This window comes from Roseovarius pelagicus, from assembly GCF_025639885.1.
GTDB lineage: Bacteria > Pseudomonadota > Alphaproteobacteria > Rhodobacterales > Rhodobacteraceae > Roseovarius > Roseovarius pelagicus.
Map to the genome: position 1 here is coordinate 2,441,510 of NZ_CP106738.1, position 22,183 is coordinate 2,463,692.

Sequence of the window (22,183 nt, forward strand, 5' to 3'; positions counted from 1 at the left end):
GCCCTGAACGGGCCGCCCCCTGCATCTTACTGGACAGGATGGGACGCGGGGATGGACGTATTTCTTCAAGTTGTGGTGAACGGTCTGATGCTGGGGGGGCTTTTTGCCATCACCAGCGTGGGGCTGACGCTGATCTTTGGCATCGTCAAAGTTGTGAACTTTGCGCATGGCGAGTTTTTGATGATCGGGATGTACGCTGCGTTTCTGGTCACAACGCAGCTGGGGGTGCACCCTTATGCGGCGGTGGTCGCGGTGACGCCGCTGCTGTTTGTGCTGGGGATGATGACGCAGAAATTCCTGATCGAGCCTTTGATGTCGGCGCGTAATCACGACATTCAGATTTTTGCCACGGTCGGATTGTCGACGGCGCTGATCAATCTGGCGTTGCTGCTGTTTGGCGCCGATATCGCCTCGACGCCGTCCTACGGGCTGCGCAACTCGATCGAGATCGGGTCGATCCGGCTGCTGACGGGACAGGTCGTGATGTTCATCGTTGCGGTGGTTCTGGTGATCGGTCTGCACTTCTTTTTGCAGCACACGCAGGCCGGGCGTGGCATTCGCGCAGTGGCCCAGAACCGGGCCGCCGCGCAGTTGATGGGGATCAATGTCAGCCGGGTCTACATGATCACCTTCGGGCTCGGCGCGGCCTGTGTCGGGGTTGCGGCGACACTGGTCGCCCCGCTTTATCCGACGTCGCCGGGGATCGGCACCTACTTTGTGCTGACGGCCTTTGTGGTTGTGGTTCTGGGGGGTCTCGGTTCGATCGGGGGGGCGTTTCTGGGGGCGATGATCATCGGTCTGATCGATAGTCTTTCGGGTTTTTACATCGGGTCCGACATGCGCGAAGTCGCGGTGTTCGGAGTCTTTCTTCTCATTTTGATCCTGCGTCCGCAGGGCCTGTTCGGAGGGCGGCAGACCTTGTCGCATGTATCATGAGCGACAGCACGAACATCTCACCTGACACTGCGTCCCGGACCGCCGGTCACACCCGATTGGCGGGGCTGGCGTTGCTGGCGCTGCTGGCGGCGATCTTCATCACGCCGGTCGTGGTGGACGACCAGTTCGTCTATCACATCTTCATCACGATCTGCATCTTTGCGGGTCTGTCGACGGCCTGGAACATTGTCGGCGGTTTTGCCGGGCAACTCTCGCTGGGTCACGCGATTTTTTACGGGATCGGCGCCTATGTGGGCGTGATGCTGACGAATATGGGCATCTCTCCGTGGCTGGGCATGTTTGCGGGGGCGGGGATCGCCGCTGCGGTGGCGGTGGTCATCAGCTATCCTTGCTTCCGCCTGCACGGGCCTTTCTTTGCGTTGTCGACGATTGCGCTGCTGGAGGTGTTCCGGGTTCTGGCGCTGCACTTCCGCGACTTTACCGGTGGGGCGACGGGGATGATGATCCCGCTGAACATCGGCTGGGAATGGATGGTGTTCCGAGAACGCCTGCCAGCGCTGATCATCGCGTTCGGAATGATGTGCTTTATCCTGGCGGTTGCCTGGTGGATCCGCTCGCATCGGCTGGGCTTCCAGCTTGTGGCGACGCGCGAGCGCGAGAGCGCGGCGCGCGGGGCAGGGGTCTCGACGGTCAAGGTACGTCTGATCGCGGTTGCCATCTCGGCGGCGCTGACGGCGATGATGGGCACGTTCCACGGGATGTATCTGACCTTTATAGAGCCTGAATCGGCCTTCTCGCTGGCGTTTTCGATCCAGATCGCGATGTTTGCGCTGATCGGCGGCATCGGCACGGTGTTCGGGCCGCTGCTGGGGGCGGTCCTGCTGGTGCCGATCACCGAATTTGCGCGCGGCGCGCTGGGGGCCGAGGCGATCGGGCTGCACGGTTTTGTCTATGGTGTGGTGCTGGTGCTGGTGGTGATCTTCATTCCGAACGGCCTGATGGGGCTTGTCGGGCGGTTCTTCGTCGCGCGCCGGGACGCTGGCGGGCAGGCGGCGGCGGTGGCCGAGCCTGCACAGGCGCGTGCGTTTACCCCGCCCGAGCCGGGCGAAGAGATCGTGCGGGTTCGCAACCTCAACAAGCATTTTGGCGGCCTGCATGTAACCAACGATGTGTCCTTTACCCTGCGCGAGGGTGAAATCCTGGGCCTGATCGGGCCGAACGGTGCGGGCAAGACGACGCTGTTCAACATGATCTCGGGCTTCATGGATGCCGACAGCGGCACGGTCGAAGTGCGCGGTCCGGACGGCACCTGGCACAGCCCGACCAATCCGGCGGACTTTGCCACGCTGGGCGTGGGGCGGACCTTCCAGATCGTGCAGCCCTTTGCGGCGATGACGGTCGAGGAAAACATCATGGTCGGCGCGTTCCATCGCTATCCGCATGTGAACGACGCGCGCGCGGCGGCGCGCCGCACGGCCGAGAAGATGGGGCTGGCGCCCTTTCTGGATGCCGAGGCGTCATCGCTGACCATCGGCGGGCTGAAGCGGCTTGAGGTGGCGCGTGTGATGGCGATGGAACCGCGTGTTCTGCTGCTGGACGAGGTGATGGCAGGCATCAATCAGGCGGACGTGCGCCGGGCGATCGATCTGATGCTGTCGATCCGCGACACGGGTGTGTCGATTATCGCGATCGAGCATGTGATGCAGGCGGTGATGTCGCTGTCGGATCATGTGATCGTGCTGAGCTCGGGCAAGGTGATCGCCGAGGGCAAGCCGCAGGCGGTGGTCGAGGATCCACAGGTGATCGAGGCATATCTTGGCAAGGAGTTCACCCATGCTTGAACTGACAGGCATCAACGCGGGCTACGGCGCGACGACCATCCTGCATGACGTGTCACTGAACGTGACCGAGGGCGAGGTCGTCACCATCGTCGGCGCCAATGGCGCGGGCAAGACGACGACGCTGCGCACAATCTCGGGGCTGATCAAGCCGACGGCAGGCACGATCCGGTTCGACGGACAGGACATCACCCGGCTCAGTTCGCACGAGGTGGTCGAACTCGGGATCACCATGATCCCCGAGGGACGCCAGTTGTTCCCGGACATGACGGTTGGTGAAAACCTCAAGATGGGCGCCTATCGCAAGGGCGCGCGCGCCAGCCAGTCACAGCTGATGGACGAGGTTCTGGACCTGTTCCCGCGCGTTCGCGAACGGCTGGAGCAAAAGGCCAACTCGCTCTCGGGGGGCGAACAGCAGATGGTCGCCATCGCGCGCGGCCTGATGGCCAAACCACGCCTGCTGATGTTCGACGAGCCGTCCCTGGGCCTCGCTCCGATCATCGTAAGCCAGGTCTTCGACGTGATCGATAGCATCGTGAAAACCGGCGCGACCGTGCTCATCGTCGAGCAAAACGTCTTCCACACCCTAAAGGCCGCAGACCGCGGATACGTCCTGGAAAACGGAGAAATCGTCCTCACCGACAACGCCGACGCTCTCCTGCAAAACCCACACGTCAGAAAAGCATACCTGGGAATTTAATGATGACCCGTGATGAAATCACTCCGCCAGACATCGACACGCGCCCCAGCCATGCGGGGCGTCACGTGCTGGTCACCGGTGCCGGTAACGGCATCGGTCGCGCCATCGCGCAGGGATTTGCGCGGCGCGGCGCGGTTGTCGGCGTCGCCGACATGAACGCAGATGCGATTGCCGAAACCGAGGCGCTCATCGCTAGGGCAGGCTTTGGTCGCGCGGTCCCGCTGGTGCTCGACGTGGCCGATTGGGATGCGGTCGAAACGACGATGAGCAAGACGGCTCGGGACATGGGCGCGCCCTTCGATACGGTGATCAACAATGCGGGCATCTCCCCCAAGCATGGCGGCAAACCGCATGGCGTCTGGGAAATGGACCCTGTGGAATGGCGACGCGTGGTCGACGTGAACCTGACCGGCAGTTTCAACACGATCCGCGCGCTGACGCCGACCATGCGCGAGGCTGGACGGGGCTGGATCGTCAACATGTCGTCGGTCGCGGGCAAGACCCATTCGCCAATCGTCGCCTGTCATTATGCGGCGACCAAGTCCGCCATCATCGGTTTCACCACTCATCTCGCGGCAGAGCTGGGGCCGCATGGGATACGCGTCAACGCGCTTGCCCCCGGCCGGATTGAAACACCGATGGTCGCGGGGGCAGGCGAGGCGGCCAACGCCGAACAGATCCGCCTGACACCGATGGCCCGTCTTGGTGAGCCGGCAGAGGTCGCCGATACCGCCCTTTGGCTGACATCCAGCGAGGCCAGCTTCGTCACCGGTCAGACAATTGATGTGGCGGGTGGTCTGTACATGACGTGAAGCGCGCGCGCCGCGTTAGAATAAAGAAAGTAGAAACATGAGCTACAATATCCACGAAATTACCGGGCGCTCCCGTGTCTACGGGATCCTCGCCGATCCGATCCATCATGTGAAAACGCCACAGGTGATGAACCGCCTTTTTGCCGAGATCGAGCATGACGGTATTCTGGTGCCGCTGCATGTGGGTGCCGAAAATCTAGCAGAGGTGGTCAAGGGACTGCGCCATGTCCAGAGCCTCGCCGGGCTGATCGTGACCGTGCCGCACAAGACCGTCATTCCTGATCTTTGTGATGATCTGACAGACCAGGCCCGCATGGTCGGCGCAGTCAACTGCATCCGGCGCAACGCCGACGGCACGCTGACGGGGGCGATCCTCGATGGAATCGGCTTTGTTGAAGGGCTGCGCGCGGGCGGTATTGAGCCGCGCGGGATGAAGGTCATTCTTGCCGGCGCAGGCGGTGCGGCTAGTGCTATTGCGTTTGCTCTGGCGGACGCAGGTGTCGCCGCGATGACCATAGCCAACCGGACCGAGGCGCGCGCGCGCGATCTGGCTGATCGCGTTGCCGCTGCATATCCCGATGTTACGCTGTCTACCGATGGCAGTGCTGTCGCCGCCGCGGAATTGGTCGTGAACGCAACGTCTTTGGGGATGCGAGAAGACGATCCGCTCCCGTTGGACGGGGCATTTTTGCACAATGGCCAGATCGTCGCGGAGGCGATCATGGAGCCGGCTATCACGCCGCTGCTGGCTGCTGCCACACGGGCGGGCGCGCGCACCCATCCCGGACTGCCGATGCTCAAAAGTCAGGCGCGGCTGATGGCCGAGCATATGGGCGCCGCCTGATGCAGGATCGGGGCGAAATCCTGCTGCACAGATTGCGCGGCATTGTCGGCGACGCCGGAGTGTTGAGCGATACAGCGGAAATGGCCGCTTATGGGACTGATTGGCGTGATATGTTTCATGGCCGCCCTCTGTGCGTGGTGTGTCCCGCCACGACCGGCGAGGTGGCACAGGCCGTTGCAGCATGCGCTACCTTGGGCGAAGGTATTGTGCCGCAAGGTGGCAATACCGGTCTTGCCGGTGGAGCGACGCCAGATGACAGTGGAACGCAGGTGATCATTTCACTGGACCGGATGAACGCCATCCGGCGGATTGACCCCATCGGTATGACGGTCGAAGTCGAAGCGGGCGCCATCCTGCAAACGGTCAAAGACGCCGTTGCCGACAAAAACCGCCTTTTGCCGATCAGCCTCGCCGCTGAAGGGTCTGCGCAGATCGGCGGGCTGATCGCCACCAACGCGGGCGGCGTCGATGTCTTGCGCTATGGAATGACCCGCGCATTGGTACTGGGGCTGGAAGTGGTTTTGCCGGACGGACAGATCCTCAGGCACCTGCGCCACCTGCGCAAGGACAACGCGGGTTACGATTTGAAACAGCTTTTCATCGGCAGCGAAGGCAGCCTTGGCATCGTGACCGCTGCGGTGCTGCGTCTGGTTCCGCAAGTGCGTCACCGCGCCACCGCGATGATCGCTGTGCCGAACATCTCGGCCGCCATACGTCTTTATGAGCGCGCGCAGACTGAAATGGGCGAAGCGCTGTCGGCATTTGAGCTGATATCGGGCGCGGGCCTTGATCTGGTGGCTGAACACATGGGGCGAAGCGCGCCGATCCAGGGCGCGGACTGGTGCCTGCTGATCGAGGCGGGGTCGTCGCTGTCCGGTTTGCGCGAAGCGTGCGAGACTCTGCTGGAAACCGCATTCAACGAGGGCTGGGCCACAGATGGCGTGCTGGCCGAGTCCGAAGCGCAGGCCGATGCGTTATGGGCCCTGCGCGAAAGCCTGACGGAGGCCGAAGCCAAGGCGGGTGGCGCGATCAAACATGACATTTCCGTGCCGATCACAGCGATTGATGGGTTTCTTCGGGACGCGGGTGACATGCTGGCCGATATCGCGCCACAGGCGCGGCTGAACGTCTTTGGCCATCTTGGTGACGGCAATCTGCATTACAATGTGATGAACGTGACCGAGGGCGACGCAGGGCGTGTCAACGCCGGGGTGCATGATGTGATCACTCGCCATTCAGGCTCGATTTCGGCGGAACACGGGCTGGGCCAATACCGCGTTTCCGAGTGGGCGCGGCTGACCGACCCGGTCGAGCGGGCGCTGTCGCGACAGTTGAAGGACACGCTGGATGTCCATGGCGTGATGAACCCGGGCAAAGTGGTGCCGATAATGAGGGAAGCGCATGACTGACACCTATGATTACATCATCGTCGGTGGTGGCAATGCGGGCTGCGTTCTGGCCAACCGTTTGACCGTTTCCGGCAAACATACCGTCGCGCTGATCGAGGCGGGAGAGGAAGGGCAGAGCCATTGGGTCGATGTTCCGGCGGGATTTTCCAAATTGCTTACCAATCCGCGCCACAACTGGCGTCTTGTCAGTGAGCCAGAGAAAAATACGATGAATCGCCAAATCGCCATCCCGAAAGGCAGAGGGCTGGGCGGGTCGACCCTGATCAACGGGATGATCTATGTGCGCGGACAGCCCCAGGATTTTGACGGCTGGGCGCAGCGCGGTTGTCGGGGCTGGTCATTTGACGATGTGCTCCCCTATTTCAAGAAAATCGAGGATTACGACGCGGCGGATGGCCCTTTGCGCGCGCGTGGCGGCCCACTGCCGCTGACCACCGTGAAAGAGCGCCCCGAGATCGGGCAGGCATTTATTGACGCGGCCAAGGCGGCTGGACACCCGGAGAATGACGACTACAACGGAGAGTCTCAGGACGGCTTTGGCTACTATCAGGTTAACCAACACAGTGGCCGCCGCGTCAGTGCCGCTGCTGCCTATCTGGATCCGGTGCGCAAACGCGGCAATCTGGCGATCATCACTGGCGCGCAGGTGTCGCGTATCCTTCTGGAGGGCCGCCGTGCCGCTGGGATCGAACTGCGACAGCATGGCCAGACCCGCCAACTGCACGCGAGGGCCGAAGTGATACTGGCCGCTGGCGCATTCCACTCGCCACAATTACTCGAGCTTTCGGGTATAGGCGACGGCGGTGTGCTTCGCGCGGCGGGTATAGAAGTGGCACATGAGGCCGTCGGTGTCGGCGCAAACTATATCGACCATTACTGCACCCGCATGAATTGGCGGGTGACGCAACCTGTCACGCTGAACGAACTGACGCGCGGTCTGTCGCTGGTGAAATCAGTCCTGCAATATGCGCTGACCCACAAAGGCATCCTGACCTATGGCACTGGCCTCGTGCATGGATTCATGCGCACGCGCCCGGATATCGCGGGACCTGACGTCCAGTTGTTCTTTATGCACGCCAGTTACGCCAACGCTGCGGAGCGCAAGTTAGACAAGCTGCCCGGCATGACAATCGGGGTTACGCAGCTGCGCCCCGAGTCCCGCGGCACGATCCATATCTCCAAACCGGACGTGGCGACAGCGCCGACAATACGCCCCAACTTTCTAAGCGCCGCAGAGGATCGCCGGGCAATGGTCGAGGGCATGAAGATGACGCGCGAGGTCGTTGCGCAAGCGCCGATGAACCGATTTCGCGGGGCCGAACTCAGCCCCGGCGCGGACTGCCAGAGCGACGACGACTGGCTGCAATTCGCCCGCCAGAACGGACAAACGATATACCACGCCAGCGGCACCTGCCGGATGGGCACGGACGATGGCGCTGTTGTCGATCCCGCGCTGAAGGTGCGCGGAATAGACGGGCTGCGCGTGGTCGACGCGTCGATCATGCCAACGATCGTATCGGGCAACACGCAGGCCGCTGTTTTCATGATCGCGGAAAAGGGCGCGGATCTGATCTTGCAGGACGCACGGTAAAAAGGACTCGACCATGACACGCAGTTTTGCCCCCGCCACCTATCCCGGCCTAGAGGGTCGCGCCGTTCTGAACACTGGCGGTGCCAAAGGCATCGGCTATGCTATGGCCAACGCCTTCGCGCGTCATGGCGCGGATCTGCTGCTGATGGACATGGACGCCGACGCGCTGGCAACGGCTGCCAAAACACTGCGTCGTGACTTTCCGCATGTTCGGATCGAAACCTACGCTGGCTCTGTCACCGATGAGGCCGCTGTCGAGGCGGCCTGTGCCGCGTGTGAGGAGGCCTTTGGCCGGGTAGACATTCTGCTGACCAATGCCGGTATTTCGATGAACAGGCCCAGCACGGAATTGACGCTGAACGAATGGCGCCGTGCCGTAGACGTCAACCTGACCGGTACATTCATTTGCGCACAGGCCGCCGCACGGCGCATGATTGCGCAAAAGGATGGCGTGATCCTGAACACAGCGTCTATGTGGGGTCTTGCGTCGTCGCCGGGGCGTGCGGCCTATTGCGCGTCAAAGGCGGGTGTTATTTCCCTGACTGAAGTATTGGCGGATGAATGGGCCGAGCACGGCATCCGCGTCAACGCCATCTGTCCCGGCTATATCCGTACCGCCCTGACCGACGAGTTGATCGGCAAAGGAACGCTTGATCTGGCGCGCATCGAAACACGCACGCCACAAGGCCGGATGGGCACCCCCGAGGAGGTCGCCGAAATGGCGGTCTATCTGGCGTCCGATGCTGCCGTATTCGTCACAGGCCACGCGCACCTGTCCGATGGCGGGTTCCTCGTGCGCACATTCTAAGATCAGGAGCAATCCATGAACGCAAGTTTCGACTTTAAGGACCAGACACTGGTTCTGACCGGTGCAACGGGTGGCATCGGGCGCACCATCGCGCAGCTGTTTCATCTTTCGGGTGCCAATCTGGTGCTGAGCGATCACGATGCAGATGCGCTATCGGCCTTTGCTGATAGCTTTGGTGAAACAAAGCGTATCGCCACTAGGGCGGGCGACGCGGCAGATCCGGCCACCGCGGACGCGCTGGTCGATATGGCTGCGAAACGGTTCGGTGGTATTGATTTTCTGATTCCCGGTGCCGGTATCTATCCGTCAGAGCCTTTTGCAGAGATGAGCGATGATCAATGGCGTCGTACCCTTTCGATCAACCTCGACGGGGTGTTCTATATCTGTCGCCGCGCCGTGCCGCATCTGCGCGACAGGTCGGCCATCGTACATCTTACATCGCTCGCGGCGCATCGCGGTGCGCAGACCAACGCGCACTACGCCGCCACAAAGGGCGCGATTGGCGCGTTCAGTCGCAGCCTCGCGCGTGAGCTGGCTCCGAAAACCCGTAGCAACGCCATTGCACCGGGCATTATCGAGACGCCGATGATTGGTGATTTCATGAAGGTGCGAGCCGATGAAACGCTAAAATCAACGCCTTTGCGCCGCCTTGGCCAGCCCGAAGAGGTGGCCAGCGTCGCCGCGTTCCTGTGTTCGGACGCCGCCGGGTTTGTTACCGGCGAAACGATACAGGTCAACGGCGGCCTCTACATGGTCGCTTAAGCCGCCGAAAGATCAAAGGACTGAACCCATGCCCGAATTTCACGATCTGACGCCCAAGTCGTTCTGGCGCAACGTCACCGTCACCGACAACGACCGCAATGCGATCGACCCTGAAACCGGTAGCACCATACTTGCGCAGTTGCACCTGATCCGCGCGTTCGAGGAAAAGGTGCTGGATCTGGCCGGCCAGCTTCTGGTGCATGGTCCCGCGCATTCTGCCGTGGGTCAGGAAGGCGGTGCTGTAGGTTCCGCTATGGCACTCAAGGACGGTGATCAGGTAAACGGATCACATCGCGCGCATCACCAGTTTCTGGCGAAATCCCTGCGCCATGTTGCGCCGGACGGGATTTCTGCGACTGATGATTTTTCCGGTGATATCCGCGATCTGTCCAAGCGCACGATGGCCGAGATCATGGGCCTCGCCCAAGGGTTTTGTCGCGGGCGCGGCGGGTCGATGCACTTGCGCTGGGAAGAGGCCGGCAACCTTGGCACCAACGCGATTGTGGGCGGCGGCGTGCCTATGGCCGCAGGCGCGGCATGGGCGCATCGCAATGCCGGGACGGACCGTGTCGTTTATAGCTATTTCGGCGATGGGGCGGCCAATATCGGCTCGGTCCTCGAAACGATGAACATCGCCGCCGCGTGGAAACTGCCGATCTGTTTTTTCATCGAGAACAACGGCTATGCCGTGTCCACCACGGTGGAGGAATCCACAGCCGAGCCGCGGCTGTCGTCGCGCGGGCTGGCCTTTGGAATACCGGCGTTCAAGGTCGACGGGATGGATCCGGTCGCCGTCTTTCACGCATCACTGGCCGCGAACGAGATCATGCGCGCGGGTGACGGCCCGATCGTGATTGAAGCGGATGTCTATCGGTTTTTCCATCAGAACGGCCCGCTGCCGGGTAGCGCCTTTGGGTACCGCGACAAGGCCGAAGAGGCTGAATGGCGCGCGCGCGATCCGTTAGATGCGATGGCCCGCAACCTGATGGAACGGCAGATTTTGGGTGAGGGCGATATCGCCTCTTTACGTGAACGCTCGGTCGCGCTGATGGAAGAGGTGGCAAGCGAGCTGACCGAAATGGCGGAGGGCGCACGCCGCATCATTCCGGCGCTCTGGCCCAAGGAGGACTTCCGCGACGCCGGCCTGCGAGGTGATCTGTCAGAGTTTGACGGCGCGCGCACAACCGAAGAGGCGGTGTTCGATGGCGCTCTGGGCGAGGCGCGCTTTGTCGACACTGTTGCGAACGTCATGCACCGCCGCATGGACAGGGACAAACGCATCGTCGTGTTGGGTGAGGACGTTCACCGCCTCAAAGGAGGCACGAACGGCGCGACGCGTGGCTTGTCGGACGCTTTTCCGGATCGCGTTCTGGGGACGCCGATCAGCGAAAACGCCTTTACCGGCCTTGCGGCGGGAATGGCGGCGGACGGGCGCGTGCGCCCGGTGATCGAATTCATGTATCCCGATTTCATGTGGGTTGCCGCTGATCAGGTATTCAACCAGATTGGCAAGTTCCGCCATATGTTCGGCGGCGATGCCGATATGCCGCTGGTCTTGCGTACCAAAGTCGCGATCGGAACCGGCTATGGCTCGCAGCATTCAATGGACCCGGCGGGCATTTTCGCCACCGCGCCCGGCTGGCGCATCGTCGCGCCATCGACGCCGTTTGATTATGTCGGCCTGATGAACTCTGCGTTGCTCTGCCGTGACCCGGTTCTGGTGTTGGAACATGTCGAACTTTATCAATCCAAAGGCACTGCGCCGGTCGATGACATGGATTATTTCATTCCGTTCGGCAAAGCGCGAATGGTGCGGCGGGGTGAAAAGCTGACGGTTCTGACCTATCTGGCGATGGTTGAAAAAACCCGCGCTGTGGTTGACGATCTGGGCATCGATGCCGAGATCATCGATCTGCGCAGCCTTGATCGCGCCGGTCTGGATTGGGACATGATCGAGACGTCCATTCGCAAGACGAATAACGTATTGATCGTCGAACAGGGGGCGCAGGGCACCTCCTATGGCGGGTGGCTGGCGGACGAGTTGCAGCGTCGTGTGTTCGACTGGCTGGATCAGCCCATCGCCCGCGTCACCGGGGCCGAGGCATCGCCGAGCATCTCGAAGGTGCTGGAGGCGGCTGCCAGTGCCGGCGTGCGCGAAATCGAAGAAGGATTGCGTCGCGTCATGGCCGATCAGGGTCGACCGTTGCCGCTTGATGATTGATCCGAAACAACCGCCGCTGGTGAACGGTTGTTTAATCTTGGGCGTTACGCTCTGCAAGTTCGGAGACAGCATCCAGAACGGCGCTCGCGGCTGCGGAGGGGGGCGATCACGGCGGCGCAATACGCCGATGGTTCTGCGAATGTCGATCTCGGCAAGCGGCACCTTGGCTAGGGCATGATGATTCGGCGCGGGACCGGCTGTTTCCGGTAGCAACGCTACCCCCAGATTTTCCTCGACCTGTCCAAGGACTGTTGAGAGCTGAAAAACCCGAAAAGCGTAGTTCAGGGGTGTTGTGCGGCTTGCACTGATATTCTCGATCAGACGGCCAATTCCGGTCTCTTCAGTCATGCCGATAATATCCGCCTCGCAGAGTTCCTCCCATGTGACCGATTCATAGCTGGCAAAGCGATGCTGGCGATTGCAGATCACAGCAAAACGTTCCTCGAAAAGAGGGGTGAAAATGATCTCGCGAGTCGGCTCGTCGTTCGTGCTGATCCCAAAGTCGGCGGCACCGGTCAGCACCCGCTTAAACACTGTGCTGCTTGTTCCGTCCCGAACAGAGATGTTTACTCCGGGATGTCGTTTCCTACATGTCGTGATGACGTTTGGCAGCAAGCGGATTGCGATCGTCGACAGCGACGCGATGCTCACGTTGCCCTTTCTGACCCGGACTGTTTCGCCCAATGACGCGAACACTCTGTCGAAATCAGCCATGATCACCTTGAGGTCAGCCTCCAGCGCCTCGCCCACCGGCGTGAGATAGATCGTCCGGGTGGATCGTGAAAAGACTTTGACTCCGATCTCTTCTTCAAACTGCCGGATCATCAGGCTGACCGCGGGCTGTGTCACGCCAAGTTCGTCGGACGCGAGCGTGAAGCTCTTGTGCTTGGCGATCAGGAGGAAGGCGCGAATCTGACGTATATTCATTAGAAAATCTTACTAAGTCAGTTAATAGTCCAATTTGCTTATGCTTTGGGCCGATGTTAATCAAGGCCCATGTTCTGGGGATCGCGCCGCACGCGCATGGCAAGCGTCGCGATTACTGCAGAAAACAGTATGCCCAAGGTGCGCATGCGACTTGTCTGATGCTTTTCGAACTGAGGGTTCCAAATGATAACCATTATCCGTAATGCCGACGTCTATGCGCCGGACAGCCTTGGGGAAAAGGACATTCTTGTATGTTCGGATCGCGTCGCGAAGATCGCCGAATGTGGCACGCTGGATTTTAGCGGTGCCGACGTCTCCGAGATTGATGCCGAAGGCCGAGATCGTCTGCCCCGGTTTCGTGGACAACCATGTTCACGTTCTGGGCGGCGGCGGCGGCCTCGGCTTTGCCAGCCGCGCGCCCGAGCTTCAGACCAGCCAACTTGTTCGGGGGGGTATCACGTCCGTCATCGGAATGCTCGGCTTTGATGCGACAACCAAAGACATGGCTTCTTTGGTCGCTAAAACCAAGGCATTTGTGCAGGATGGTATCAGTGCCTATTGCATCACCGGCGCTACGCTTGAGCACCCCATTCCCACACTGACCGGGCGCATCCGTACGGACATCGCCTTTGTCGACGAGATCATCGGCGTTGGCGAAATCTCAATCTCAGAGCTTGGATATGGCTATGACAGCTTTGGCGAGGGCGCACAGTATATCGCCAAGGCGGCCGTCGAAGGGTTGTTGGCTGGGCGTCTTGCGGGCAAGTCGGGCTACCTTTGCCTACAGGTGCCACCCTATCTCTCGGAGGTCCTAAAGCCCATTTTCGAGGTGCTGGACAAAACTGGGATTCCGATCACCCAGTTCCTGCCGTCGCACGTCAACCAGACCGATGAATACATGAGCGATGCGATCAACTGGGGCAACCGTAACGGGTATGTCGATATTGGCGCGAACTATTCACCCGAAAACAATTTTTCCCGCTCTACGCTGCCGTCCAAGGCATACGGCATCCTGCGCGAAGGCGGAGTGCCGGCCAACCGGATCACGATGAGTTCGGACGGGAACGGCGCACCGCCCAAGGAAGAGGCCGGTGAAAAAAGCCCCGTGGTTGCCAACTACATGCCGGTGCGCTCGCTGCACCGCGTATGGAAGCGCTGGGTGCGCGACGAAGGTGTGAGCATTGAAGATGCGCTCGCACCTGTGACAAGCAACCCCGCCGCAATTGCCGGGCTGTCGCGCAAGGGACGCATTGCAGTCGGTGGCGACGCGGATTTGCTTATCCTGAATGAAGATCTGGAAATTGACACGGTCATTGCCCGTGGTCAGCCTCATTTCCGATCCGGAGCAATGGTGCGCACCGGAATGTTCGATGCGACGATCCGCGATGAGATGGGCACGGCCCAACATGTCGTCGGAGGCTGAGATGGCTGCAATGCAATCATCAGCTACATCGACAATCGAATGCGACTACCTCGTTATCGGAGGCGGGTCCGCTGGCAGTGTTTTGGCCAACCGGCTCTCGAAAGATCCGAAGAATCGTGTTGTTCTTGTCGAGGCAGGGCGCGATCAGCCGCCCGACAGGGTCGAGCCGGAGTTGCTAAGCAGCTATCCGCGCGCGGCCTATTTTGATCCCAAGAATACATGGCCCGACCTCAAAGTGACTTGGGTCAGTTCGCCGCAGAACAAGCCCGATTTCATCAAGAAACAAACCCGCTACGAGCAAGCCCGCGTTATGGGCGGCGGCTCAAGCATCAACGATATGCAGGCGAACCGTGGCTTACCGCTCGACTATGATGAATGGGCCGATCTCGGTGCCAAGGGCTGGGCGTGGGATGATGTACTTCCCTACTTCAGGAAGCTCGAAAGGGACATGGATTACGATGGTCCCTTGCATGGCAAAGAAGGTCGCATCCCGGTGCGCCGCATCTCGCAGGATGCGTGGCCCGAATTTTCGAATGCAGTAGCAGCGTCTTTCGACGCGGCCGGTTTCGAGGCGCTCAAGGATCAGAACGCACAATTTGGCGACGGCTACTTTCCTATTTCGATCTCAAATGCCTACGATAGGCGGGTATCGGCTGCGACGGCCTATTTGGACACTTCGGCGCGTCGCCGTCCGAACTTAACCATCCTGCCAAACACCACGGTTCTCGGGCTGTTACGCAACGGAACACAGTTTCGCGGCGCGCAGGCTTTAACACCCGATGGCACCTTGCGCATAAACGCGACCGAAACCGTTATTTCTGCGGGGGCACTGCATTCGCCCGCAATGCTGATGCGCGCGGGGGTCGGTCCCGCAGATGTGTTGAAGAGTGCAGGCGTCGACGTTGTCGCGGATCGCAACGGTGTGGGGCGAAATCTACAGGAACACCCGGCGCTTTCGGTGTCGGCATTTATCAATCCCCCTGCGCGCCTGCCTGAGACACTGGCGCGCCATATCCATGTCGCATTGCGCTACAGTTCCGGTGTCCGCGATTGCGGACCAAGCGACATGTACATGTTCGGCCTGAGCAAATCCGGCTGGCACCCGGTCGGCAAACAACTGGGGTCGTTGGTCGGATTCATCAATAAGCCCCACTCCAGCGGTCAGGTCACGATTACAGATCCGTCCCCGGAAGTGACGCCCGATGCAGATTTCAACATGCTGTCGGACTACCGTGACACCGAACGACTAAAGCAGATGGTCAAAATGTCGGCCCGTCTGTTCGAGCATCCTGCGATGCAGGAGGTCAGCCAACATACGTTCCCCTCCAGCTACAGCGAACGGGTTCGGGACCTAAACCGCGTCACGGTAAAGAACAAGGTTCTGACTCAAATTCTGGCGACCTGCCTCGACGGGCCGTCATGGCTGCGCAAGAACCTGTTGCGCCATCTCGTTCTCGAAGGGCCGCCGCTCGAGCGGTTGCTCGGGGATGAAGAATTGCTCGACGGGTTCGTGCATCAGTCCGTGCATGGTGTGTGGCATGCCTCATGCACCTGCCGGATGGGGTCCGAAACAGACCCGGATGCGGTCGTGGATCCGACGGGCCGTGTCTATGGTGTGACTGGGCTGCGGGTAGCGGATGCATCGATCATGCCAGCTGTGCCGCGGGCCAATACCAATATCCCAACCATCATGATCGGCGAAAAGATGAGCGATCATATCCTCGCCGACACAAAACCATAAATCGGGCAGGCATATTCCAGCCCCTCGTCGCAATTGCACGGACAGATATGATGACACAAAACATGAACTACATCGGCGGCCAATGGGTCGAAGCGTCCGAGACAAATTCCAACATTAATCCATCCGATACGTCGGATTGTGTCGGTCGTTACGCTCACGGTGATGCGCAGAACATGGCCGATGCCATAGACGCGGCCTTTGTCGCCAAAGACAAATGGCGCTGGTCCAGTATCCAGAGTCGTGCTGACGCGCTGGACAAGGTCGGGACCGAAATTCTGGCGCGCAAGGACGAACTGGGTGAGCTTCTGGCCCGCGAAGAGGGCAAAGTGCGCAGCGAGGCCACCGGCGAAGTCGTCCGCGCTGGCCAAGTTTTTAAATTCTTCGCCGGAGAGGCTTTGCGCCTTGCCGGGGAGCGGATTGCGTCGGTCCGCGAGAACATAGATGTGGAAATACTGCGCGAACCAACCGGTGTGGTCGGGGTGATCACGCCATGGAATTTTCCGATCGCGATCCCGGCTTGGAAAATCGCCGCGGCGCTGGCCTATGGCAATACGGTCGTGTTCAAACCGGCCGATCTGGTGCCTGCCTCGGCTTGGGCACTAAGCGAAATGCTCAGCCGTGCAGGTCTGCCCGATGGTGTTTTCAATCTGGTGATGGGACGCGGTTCCGTTGTCGGTGACACGCTCTTGAATTCACCGTTCGTCCACGGTGTTACGTTCACCGGCTCTGTTTCCACGGGCAGCCATGTGATCTCTACCTGCGCCAGTCGAGGCGCCAAGGTGCAGGCGGAAATGGGGGGCAAAAACCCTCTGGTCGTTCTCGACGATGCTGATCTCGATGTGGCTGTGTCGGCGGCCCTCAACGGCGCGTTCTATGGCACCGGACAGCGCTGTACGGCCTCCAGCCGCCTGATCGTCACCAAGGGGATTCACGATGAATTTGTCGCGGCACTGACCAAAGCGCTGAAGGAAACGAAAGTCGGTCACGCACTGGATGACACGAGCAAGATCGGGCCAGTGGTGTCGAAATCACAATTGCAGCAGAATCTCGACTATGTCGAAATCGGCAAATCGGAAGGCGCGGAACTGGCTTTTGGCGGCGATCTTCTGCACCGCGAAACGCCAGGCTTTTACATGCAGCCGGCATTGTTCTGCGAAACCGAAAACACCATGCGGATTAATCAGGAAGAGATATTCGGTCCTGTCGCATCGGTCATTCGCGCTGACGATTATGACGAAGCGGTGGCCATAGCGAACGACGTCTCGTTCGGCCTGTCATCGGGGATCTGCACGACATCACTGCGCTGTGCATCGGACTTCAAACACCGCTCTGCAGCGGGCCTCGTCATGGTCAACCTGCCGACGGCAGGTATCGATTACCATGTGCCATTCGGAGGGCGCAAGGCGTCATCATATGGCGCGCGCGAGCAGGGGAGCTACGCGCGCGAATTCTACACCACCGTGAAAACTGCCTACGTCAACTACTGAAGGATGACGGGGCGGATTTACGAATAATCCGATTTTTAAACTGAGGAGGAGAGAGACTATGAGACTTGATGTAATGTTACGGACGACGGTTGCGGCTTGTGCGATTTTGGGCGCGCCTGGAGCGTTTGCGGATGTGACTTTTGGCGCGCTTTATCCGTTCAGCGGTCAGTTGGCACTGCTTGGTGAGGAGAGTGCGCGGGGGCTTGAGCTTGCGGTTGACGAGATGAACGCGGCGGGCGGTGTCCAGGGCGAGCAGATCGTGCTGGAGCGTGGCGATGCTGTGGACAACAACCAGGCGATTGGCGAGGCGCGGCGGTTGATCTCGCGCGAAGAGGTCAAGGCGATTTTCGGCAGCTATTCGTCGTCGCGGTCGATCGCGGCGAGCCAGGTGGCCGAACTGAACGGGATCCCCTATTTTGAGCTTGGCGCGGTTGCCGACGAGGTGACGGGGCGCGGCCTTGAGTATCTGTTCCGTGTCAATCCGACGGCCGAGAACATGGGCGAGACGATTATCAACATGGTCGTCGACAAGGTGGCTCCGGGGGCGGGCGTCGCGGCTGGTGACCTGAAGATCGCGATCATCCACGAGGACAGCAGCTATGGCACGTCGGTGGCCGGTCACCAGAAGCGTTTTGCCGAGGAGAAGGGCCTGAACATCGTCGTCGAGCAGTCCTATCCGGCGTCGACGGTCGATATGTCGTCGATCGTTCTGGACCTCAAGCAGCGCGGCGTGGACGTGGTTCTGCAATGTTCGTATCAGAACGATTCGGTGCTGTTTTTGCAGCAGGCGCACGAGGCGGATTTCAAGCCACTGGCGATCATCGGGGGCGGGGGCGGCTATTCGATGCAGCCGACGGCCGAGGCGGTTGGCCATGACGTGATCGACGGTGTTCTGAACACCGACTTCACTCAGTATATCGTGAACAAGGAGTTCACGCCGGGGATCGACGATTTTCTGGCGGCATATCAGGAGAAATACGGCACCGCCCCGCGTTCGGGTCACTCGCTGACGAACTATGTGGGTGCGATGGCGGTGCTTCAGGCGCTGAACGAGGCGGACGGGTTCGAGGCCGATACGATTCTTGAGACGGTTCGCGGGATTGACATTGCGGAGGGGTCGACCGCTGCGGGTTATGGTGTGAAGTTCGGTGAGAACAACCAGAACGTGCGTGCGCGGATGATGGGCCTGCAATGGCAGGACGGCAAGCTGGTGACGGTCTATCCGGATGATGCTGCGGCAGCAGAGTTTCGGATGAACAAGTAATCCCTTTCGGGATCAATCGGGGCGGCCCTGAACGGGCCGCCCCCTGCATCTTACTGGACAGGATGGGACGCGGGGATGGACGTATTTCTTCAAGTTGTGGTGAACGGTCTGATGCTGGGGGGGCTTTTTGCCATCACCAGCGTGGGGCTGACGCTGATCTTTGGCATCGTCAAAGTTGTGAACTTTGCGCATGGCGAGTTTTTGATGATCGGGATGTACGCTGCGTTTCTGGTCACAACGCAGCTGGGGGTGCACCCTTATGCGGCGGTGGTCGCGGTGACGCCGCTGCTGTTTGTGCTGGGGATGATGACGCAGAAATTCCTGATCGAGCCTTTGATGTCGGCGCGTAATCACGACATTCAGATTTTTGCCACGGTCGGATTGTCGACGGCGCTGATCAATCTGGCGTTGCTGCTGTTTGGCGCCGATATCGCCTCGACGCCGTCCTACGGGCTGCGCAACTCGATCGAGATCGGGTCGATCCGGCTGCTGACGGGACAGGTCGTGATGTTCATCGTTGCGGTGGTTCTGGTGATCGGTCTGCACTTCTTTTTGCAGCACACGCAGGCCGGGCGTGGCATTCGCGCAGTGGCCCAGAACCGGGCCGCCGCGCAGTTGATGGGGATCAATGTCAGCCGGGTCTACATGATCACCTTCGGGCTCGGCGCGGCCTGTGTCGGGGTTGCGGCGACACTGGTCGCCCCGCTTTATCCGACGTCGCCGGGGATCGGCACCTACTTTGTGCTGACGGCCTTTGTGGTTGTGGTTCTGGGGGGTCTCGGTTCGATCGGGGGGGCGTTTCTGGGGGCGATGATCATCGGTCTGATCGATAGTCTTTCGGGTTTTTACATCGGGTCCGACATGCGCGAAGTCGCGGTGTTCGGAGTCTTTCTTCTCATTTTGATCCTGCGTCCGCAGGGCCTGTTCGGAGGGCGGCAGACCTTGTCGCATGTATCATGAGCGACAGCACGAACATCTCACCTGACACTGCGTCCCGGACCGCCGGTCACACCCGATTGGCGGGGCTGGCGTTGCTGGCGCTGCTGGCGGCGATCTTCATCACGCCGGTCGTGGTGGACGACCAGTTCGTCTATCACATCTTCATCACGATCTGCATCTTTGCGGGTCTGTCGACGGCCTGGAACATTGTCGGCGGTTTTGCCGGGCAACTCTCGCTGGGTCACGCGATTTTTTACGGGATCGGCGCCTATGTGGGCGTGATGCTGACGAATATGGGCATCTCTCCGTGGCTGGGCATGTTTGCGGGGGCGGGGATCGCCGCTGCGGTGGCGGTGGTCATCAGCTATCCTTGCTTCCGCCTGCACGGGCCTTTCTTTGCGTTGTCGACGATTGCGCTGCTGGAGGTGTTCCGGGTTCTGGCGCTGCACTTCCGCGACTTTACCGGTGGGGCGACGGGGATGATGATCCCGCTGAACATCGGCTGGGAATGGATGGTGTTCCGAGAACGCCTGCCAGCGCTGATCATCGCGTTCGGAATGATGTGCTTTATCCTGGCGGTTGCCTGGTGGATCCGCTCGCATCGGCTGGGCTTCCAGCTTGTGGCGACGCGCGAGCGCGAGAGCGCGGCGCGCGGGGCAGGGGTCTCGACGGTCAAGGTACGTCTGATCGCGGTTGCCATCTCGGCGGCGCTGACGGCGATGATGGGCACGTTCCACGGGATGTATCTGACCTTTATAGAGCCTGAATCGGCCTTCTCGCTGGCGTTTTCGATCCAGATCGCGATGTTTGCGCTGATCGGCGGCATCGGCACGGTGTTCGGGCCGCTGCTGGGGGCGGTCCTGCTGGTGCCGATCACCGAATTTGCGCGCGGCGCGCTGGGGGCCGAGGCGATCGGGCTGCACGGTTTTGTCTATGGTGTGGTGCTGGTGCTGGTGGTGATCTTCATTCCGAACGGCCTGATGGGGCTTGTCGGGCGGTTCTTCGTCGCGCGCCGGGACGCTGGCGGGCAGGCGGCGGCGGTGGCCGAGCCTGCACAGGCGCGTGCGTTTACCCCGCCCGAGCCGGGCGAAGAGATCGTGCGGGTTCGCAACCTCAACAAGCATTTTGGCGGCCTGCATGTAACCAACGATGTGTCCTTTACCCTGCGCGAGGGTGAAATCCTGGGCCTGATCGGGCCGAACGGTGCGGGCAAGACGACGCTGTTCAACATGATCTCGGGCTTCATGGATGCCGACAGCGGCACGGTCGAAGTGCGCGGTCCGGACGGCACCTGGCACAGCCCGACCAATCCGGCGGACTTTGCCACGCTGGGCGTGGGGCGGACCTTCCAGATCGTGCAGCCCTTTGCGGCGATGACGGTCGAGGAAAACATCATGGTCGGCGCGTTCCATCGCTATCCGCATGTGAACGACGCGCGCGCGGCGGCGCGCCGCACGGCCGAGAAGATGGGGCTGGCGCCCTTTCTGGATGCCGAGGCGTCATCGCTGACCATCGGCGGGCTGAAGCGGCTTGAGGTGGCGCGTGTGATGGCGATGGAACCGCGTGTTCTGCTGCTGGACGAGGTGATGGCAGGCATCAATCAGGCGGACGTGCGCCGGGCGATCGATCTGATGCTGTCGATCCGCGACACGGGTGTGTCGATTATCGCGATCGAGCATGTGATGCAGGCGGTGATGTCGCTGTCGGATCATGTGATCGTGCTGAGCTCGGGCAAGGTGATCGCCGAGGGCAAGCCGCAGGCGGTGGTCGAGGATCCACAGGTGATCGAGGCATATCTTGGCAAGGAGTTCACCCATGCTTGAACTGACAGGCATCAACGCGGGCTACGGCGCGACGACCATCCTGCATGACGTGTCACTGAACGTGACCGAGGGCGAGGTCGTCACCATCGTCGGCGCCAATGGCGCGGGCAAGACGACGACGCTGCGCACAATCTCGGGGCTGATCAAGCCGACGGCAGGCACGATCCGGTTCGACGGACAGGACATCACCCGGCTCAGTTCGCACGAGGTGGTCGAACTCGGGATCACCATGATCCCCGAGGGACGCCAGTTGTTCCCGGACATGACGGTTGGTGAAAACCTCAAGATGGGCGCCTATCGCAAGGGCGCGCGCGCCAGCCAGTCACAGCTGATGGACGAGGTTCTGGACCTGTTCCCGCGCGTTCGCGAACGGCTGGAGCAAAAGGCCAACTCGCTCTCGGGGGGCGAACAGCAGATGGTCGCCATCGCGCGCGGCCTGATGGCCAAACCACGCCTGCTGATGTTCGACGAGCCGTCCCTGGGCCTCGCTCCGATCATCGTAAGCCAGGTCTTCGACGTGATCGATAGCATCGTGAAAACCGGCGCGACCGTGCTCATCGTCGAGCAAAACGTCTTCCACACCCTAAAGGCCGCAGACCGCGGATACGTCCTGGAAAACGGAGAAATCGTCCTCACCGACAACGCCGACGCTCTCCTGCAAAACCCACACGTCAGAAAAGCATACCTGGGAATTTAA

The 22,183-nt window shown here is 60.7% G+C and carries 17 protein-coding genes and 1 pseudogene; 17 read left to right on the forward strand and 1 reads right to left on the reverse strand.

Going from position 1 to position 22,183, the window contains the following annotated elements; genetic code table 11:
* Positions 1–51: 51 nt before the first annotated feature.
* Genes N7U68_RS13100 through N7U68_RS13145 form a run of 10 tightly spaced genes read left to right on the forward strand, consistent with a single transcriptional unit; the run spans position 52 to position 11,882 of the window.
* Positions 52–936 carry a branched-chain amino acid ABC transporter permease gene (locus tag N7U68_RS13100; RefSeq protein ID WP_165194799.1) on the forward strand — a complete coding sequence of 295 codons (885 nt, stop codon included), beginning with the start codon at positions 52–54 and terminating at the stop codon, positions 934–936.
* Positions 933–2,738, forward strand: a complete 1,806-nt coding sequence (locus tag N7U68_RS13105; protein ID WP_263047079.1) for a branched-chain amino acid ABC transporter ATP-binding protein/permease — start codon at positions 933–935, stop codon at positions 2,736–2,738. The genes N7U68_RS13100 and N7U68_RS13105 overlap by 4 nt, the downstream gene beginning before the upstream one ends.
* Complete coding sequence (locus N7U68_RS13110) at positions 2,731–3,435, forward strand: ABC transporter ATP-binding protein (RefSeq protein WP_165194795.1); 705 nt, start codon at positions 2,731–2,733, stop codon at positions 3,433–3,435. The genes N7U68_RS13105 and N7U68_RS13110 overlap by 8 nt, the downstream gene beginning before the upstream one ends.
* A gap of 2 nt (positions 3,436–3,437) precedes the next feature.
* Entirely contained in the window at positions 3,438–4,247 is an 810-nt protein-coding gene (fabG, locus tag N7U68_RS13115) for a 3-oxoacyl-ACP reductase FabG (RefSeq protein ID WP_263047080.1), read from the forward strand.
* Between the two features lie 37 nt (positions 4,248–4,284).
* Complete coding sequence (locus N7U68_RS13120) at positions 4,285–5,091, forward strand: shikimate dehydrogenase family protein (protein WP_263047081.1); 807 nt, start codon at positions 4,285–4,287, stop codon at positions 5,089–5,091.
* Positions 5,091–6,500, forward strand: a complete 1,410-nt coding sequence (locus N7U68_RS13125) for an FAD-binding oxidoreductase (protein WP_263047082.1) — start codon at positions 5,091–5,093, stop codon at positions 6,498–6,500. Before N7U68_RS13120 ends, N7U68_RS13125 begins: the two co-directional genes overlap by 1 nt.
* Positions 6,493–8,091, forward strand: a complete 1,599-nt coding sequence (locus N7U68_RS13130; protein WP_263047083.1) for a GMC family oxidoreductase — start codon at positions 6,493–6,495, stop codon at positions 8,089–8,091. The genes N7U68_RS13125 and N7U68_RS13130 overlap by 8 nt, the downstream gene beginning before the upstream one ends.
* Positions 8,092–8,104: 13 nt before the next feature.
* On the forward strand, positions 8,105–8,899 hold the full coding sequence (locus N7U68_RS13135) for an SDR family NAD(P)-dependent oxidoreductase (RefSeq protein ID WP_263047084.1): 795 nt from the start codon (positions 8,105–8,107) through the stop codon (positions 8,897–8,899).
* Positions 8,900–8,914: 15 nt separating this feature from the next.
* On the forward strand, positions 8,915–9,661 hold the full coding sequence (locus tag N7U68_RS13140; RefSeq protein ID WP_263047085.1) for an SDR family NAD(P)-dependent oxidoreductase: 747 nt from the start codon (positions 8,915–8,917) through the stop codon (positions 9,659–9,661).
* Positions 9,662–9,689: 28 nt separating this feature from the next.
* On the forward strand, positions 9,690–11,882 hold the full coding sequence (locus N7U68_RS13145) for an alpha-ketoacid dehydrogenase subunit alpha/beta (RefSeq protein WP_263047086.1): 2,193 nt from the start codon (positions 9,690–9,692) through the stop codon (positions 11,880–11,882).
* A 150-nt stretch (positions 11,883–12,032) separates the two neighbouring features.
* On the opposite strand, the pseudogene N7U68_RS21065 reads toward N7U68_RS13145, so the two are convergent.
* Positions 12,033–12,809 (reverse strand): annotated as a pseudogene (locus tag N7U68_RS21065) (LysR family transcriptional regulator); the annotation flags it as partial.
* A gap of 283 nt (positions 12,810–13,092) precedes the next feature.
* Between N7U68_RS21065 and N7U68_RS13155 the strand changes: the two are divergent.
* From N7U68_RS13155 to N7U68_RS13185, 7 genes are all read left to right on the forward strand, one after another.
* Entirely contained in the window at positions 13,093–14,232 is a 1,140-nt protein-coding gene (locus N7U68_RS13155) for an amidohydrolase family protein (protein ID WP_263047088.1), read from the forward strand.
* A 1-nt stretch (position 14,233) separates the two neighbouring features.
* Positions 14,234–15,973: a GMC family oxidoreductase gene (locus N7U68_RS13160; RefSeq protein ID WP_263047089.1), complete on the forward strand. Its 1,740-nt coding sequence runs from the start codon at positions 14,234–14,236 to the stop codon at positions 15,971–15,973.
* 50 nt (positions 15,974–16,023) lie between these two features.
* Positions 16,024–17,460, forward strand: coding sequence for an aldehyde dehydrogenase family protein (locus tag N7U68_RS13165; protein WP_263047090.1), 1,437 nt, complete (start codon positions 16,024–16,026; stop codon positions 17,458–17,460).
* Positions 17,461–17,518: 58 nt separating this feature from the next.
* Positions 17,519–18,724, forward strand: coding sequence for an ABC transporter substrate-binding protein (locus N7U68_RS13170; RefSeq protein ID WP_165194800.1), 1,206 nt, complete (start codon positions 17,519–17,521; stop codon positions 18,722–18,724).
* Positions 18,725–18,799: 75 nt separating this feature from the next.
* On the forward strand, positions 18,800–19,684 hold the full coding sequence (locus N7U68_RS13175; protein WP_165194799.1) for a branched-chain amino acid ABC transporter permease: 885 nt from the start codon (positions 18,800–18,802) through the stop codon (positions 19,682–19,684).
* Positions 19,681–21,486 carry a branched-chain amino acid ABC transporter ATP-binding protein/permease gene (locus tag N7U68_RS13180; protein ID WP_263047079.1) on the forward strand — a complete coding sequence of 602 codons (1,806 nt, stop codon included), beginning with the start codon at positions 19,681–19,683 and terminating at the stop codon, positions 21,484–21,486. Before N7U68_RS13175 ends, N7U68_RS13180 begins: the two co-directional genes overlap by 4 nt.
* Positions 21,479–22,183, forward strand: a complete 705-nt coding sequence (locus tag N7U68_RS13185; protein WP_165194795.1) for an ABC transporter ATP-binding protein — start codon at positions 21,479–21,481, stop codon at positions 22,181–22,183. Before N7U68_RS13180 ends, N7U68_RS13185 begins: the two co-directional genes overlap by 8 nt.

Excerpts from the sequence above, each read along its gene's own strand:
- N7U68_RS13100 (WP_165194799.1), top strand. The coding sequence starts at position 52 with ATGGACGTATTTCTTCAAGTTGTGGTGAACGGTCTGATGCTGGGGGGG.
- N7U68_RS13105 (WP_263047079.1), top strand. The coding sequence starts at position 933 with ATGAGCGACAGCACGAACATCTCACCTGACACTGCGTCCCGGACCGCC.
- N7U68_RS13110 (WP_165194795.1), top strand. The coding sequence starts at position 2,731 with ATGCTTGAACTGACAGGCATCAACGCGGGCTACGGCGCGACGACCATC.
- fabG (WP_263047080.1), top strand. The coding sequence starts at position 3,438 with ATGACCCGTGATGAAATCACTCCGCCAGACATCGACACGCGCCCCAGC.
- N7U68_RS13120 (WP_263047081.1), top strand. The coding sequence starts at position 4,285 with ATGAGCTACAATATCCACGAAATTACCGGGCGCTCCCGTGTCTACGGG.
- N7U68_RS13125 (WP_263047082.1), top strand. The coding sequence starts at position 5,091 with ATGCAGGATCGGGGCGAAATCCTGCTGCACAGATTGCGCGGCATTGTC.
- N7U68_RS13130 (WP_263047083.1), top strand. The coding sequence starts at position 6,493 with ATGACTGACACCTATGATTACATCATCGTCGGTGGTGGCAATGCGGGC.
- N7U68_RS13135 (WP_263047084.1), top strand. The coding sequence starts at position 8,105 with ATGACACGCAGTTTTGCCCCCGCCACCTATCCCGGCCTAGAGGGTCGC.
- N7U68_RS13140 (WP_263047085.1), top strand. The coding sequence starts at position 8,915 with ATGAACGCAAGTTTCGACTTTAAGGACCAGACACTGGTTCTGACCGGT.
- N7U68_RS13145 (WP_263047086.1), top strand. The coding sequence starts at position 9,690 with ATGCCCGAATTTCACGATCTGACGCCCAAGTCGTTCTGGCGCAACGTC.
- N7U68_RS13160 (WP_263047089.1), top strand. The coding sequence starts at position 14,234 with ATGGCTGCAATGCAATCATCAGCTACATCGACAATCGAATGCGACTAC.
- N7U68_RS13165 (WP_263047090.1), top strand. The coding sequence starts at position 16,024 with ATGACACAAAACATGAACTACATCGGCGGCCAATGGGTCGAAGCGTCC.
- N7U68_RS13170 (WP_165194800.1), top strand. The coding sequence starts at position 17,519 with ATGAGACTTGATGTAATGTTACGGACGACGGTTGCGGCTTGTGCGATT.
- N7U68_RS13175 (WP_165194799.1), top strand. The coding sequence starts at position 18,800 with ATGGACGTATTTCTTCAAGTTGTGGTGAACGGTCTGATGCTGGGGGGG.
- N7U68_RS13180 (WP_263047079.1), top strand. The coding sequence starts at position 19,681 with ATGAGCGACAGCACGAACATCTCACCTGACACTGCGTCCCGGACCGCC.
- N7U68_RS13185 (WP_165194795.1), top strand. The coding sequence starts at position 21,479 with ATGCTTGAACTGACAGGCATCAACGCGGGCTACGGCGCGACGACCATC.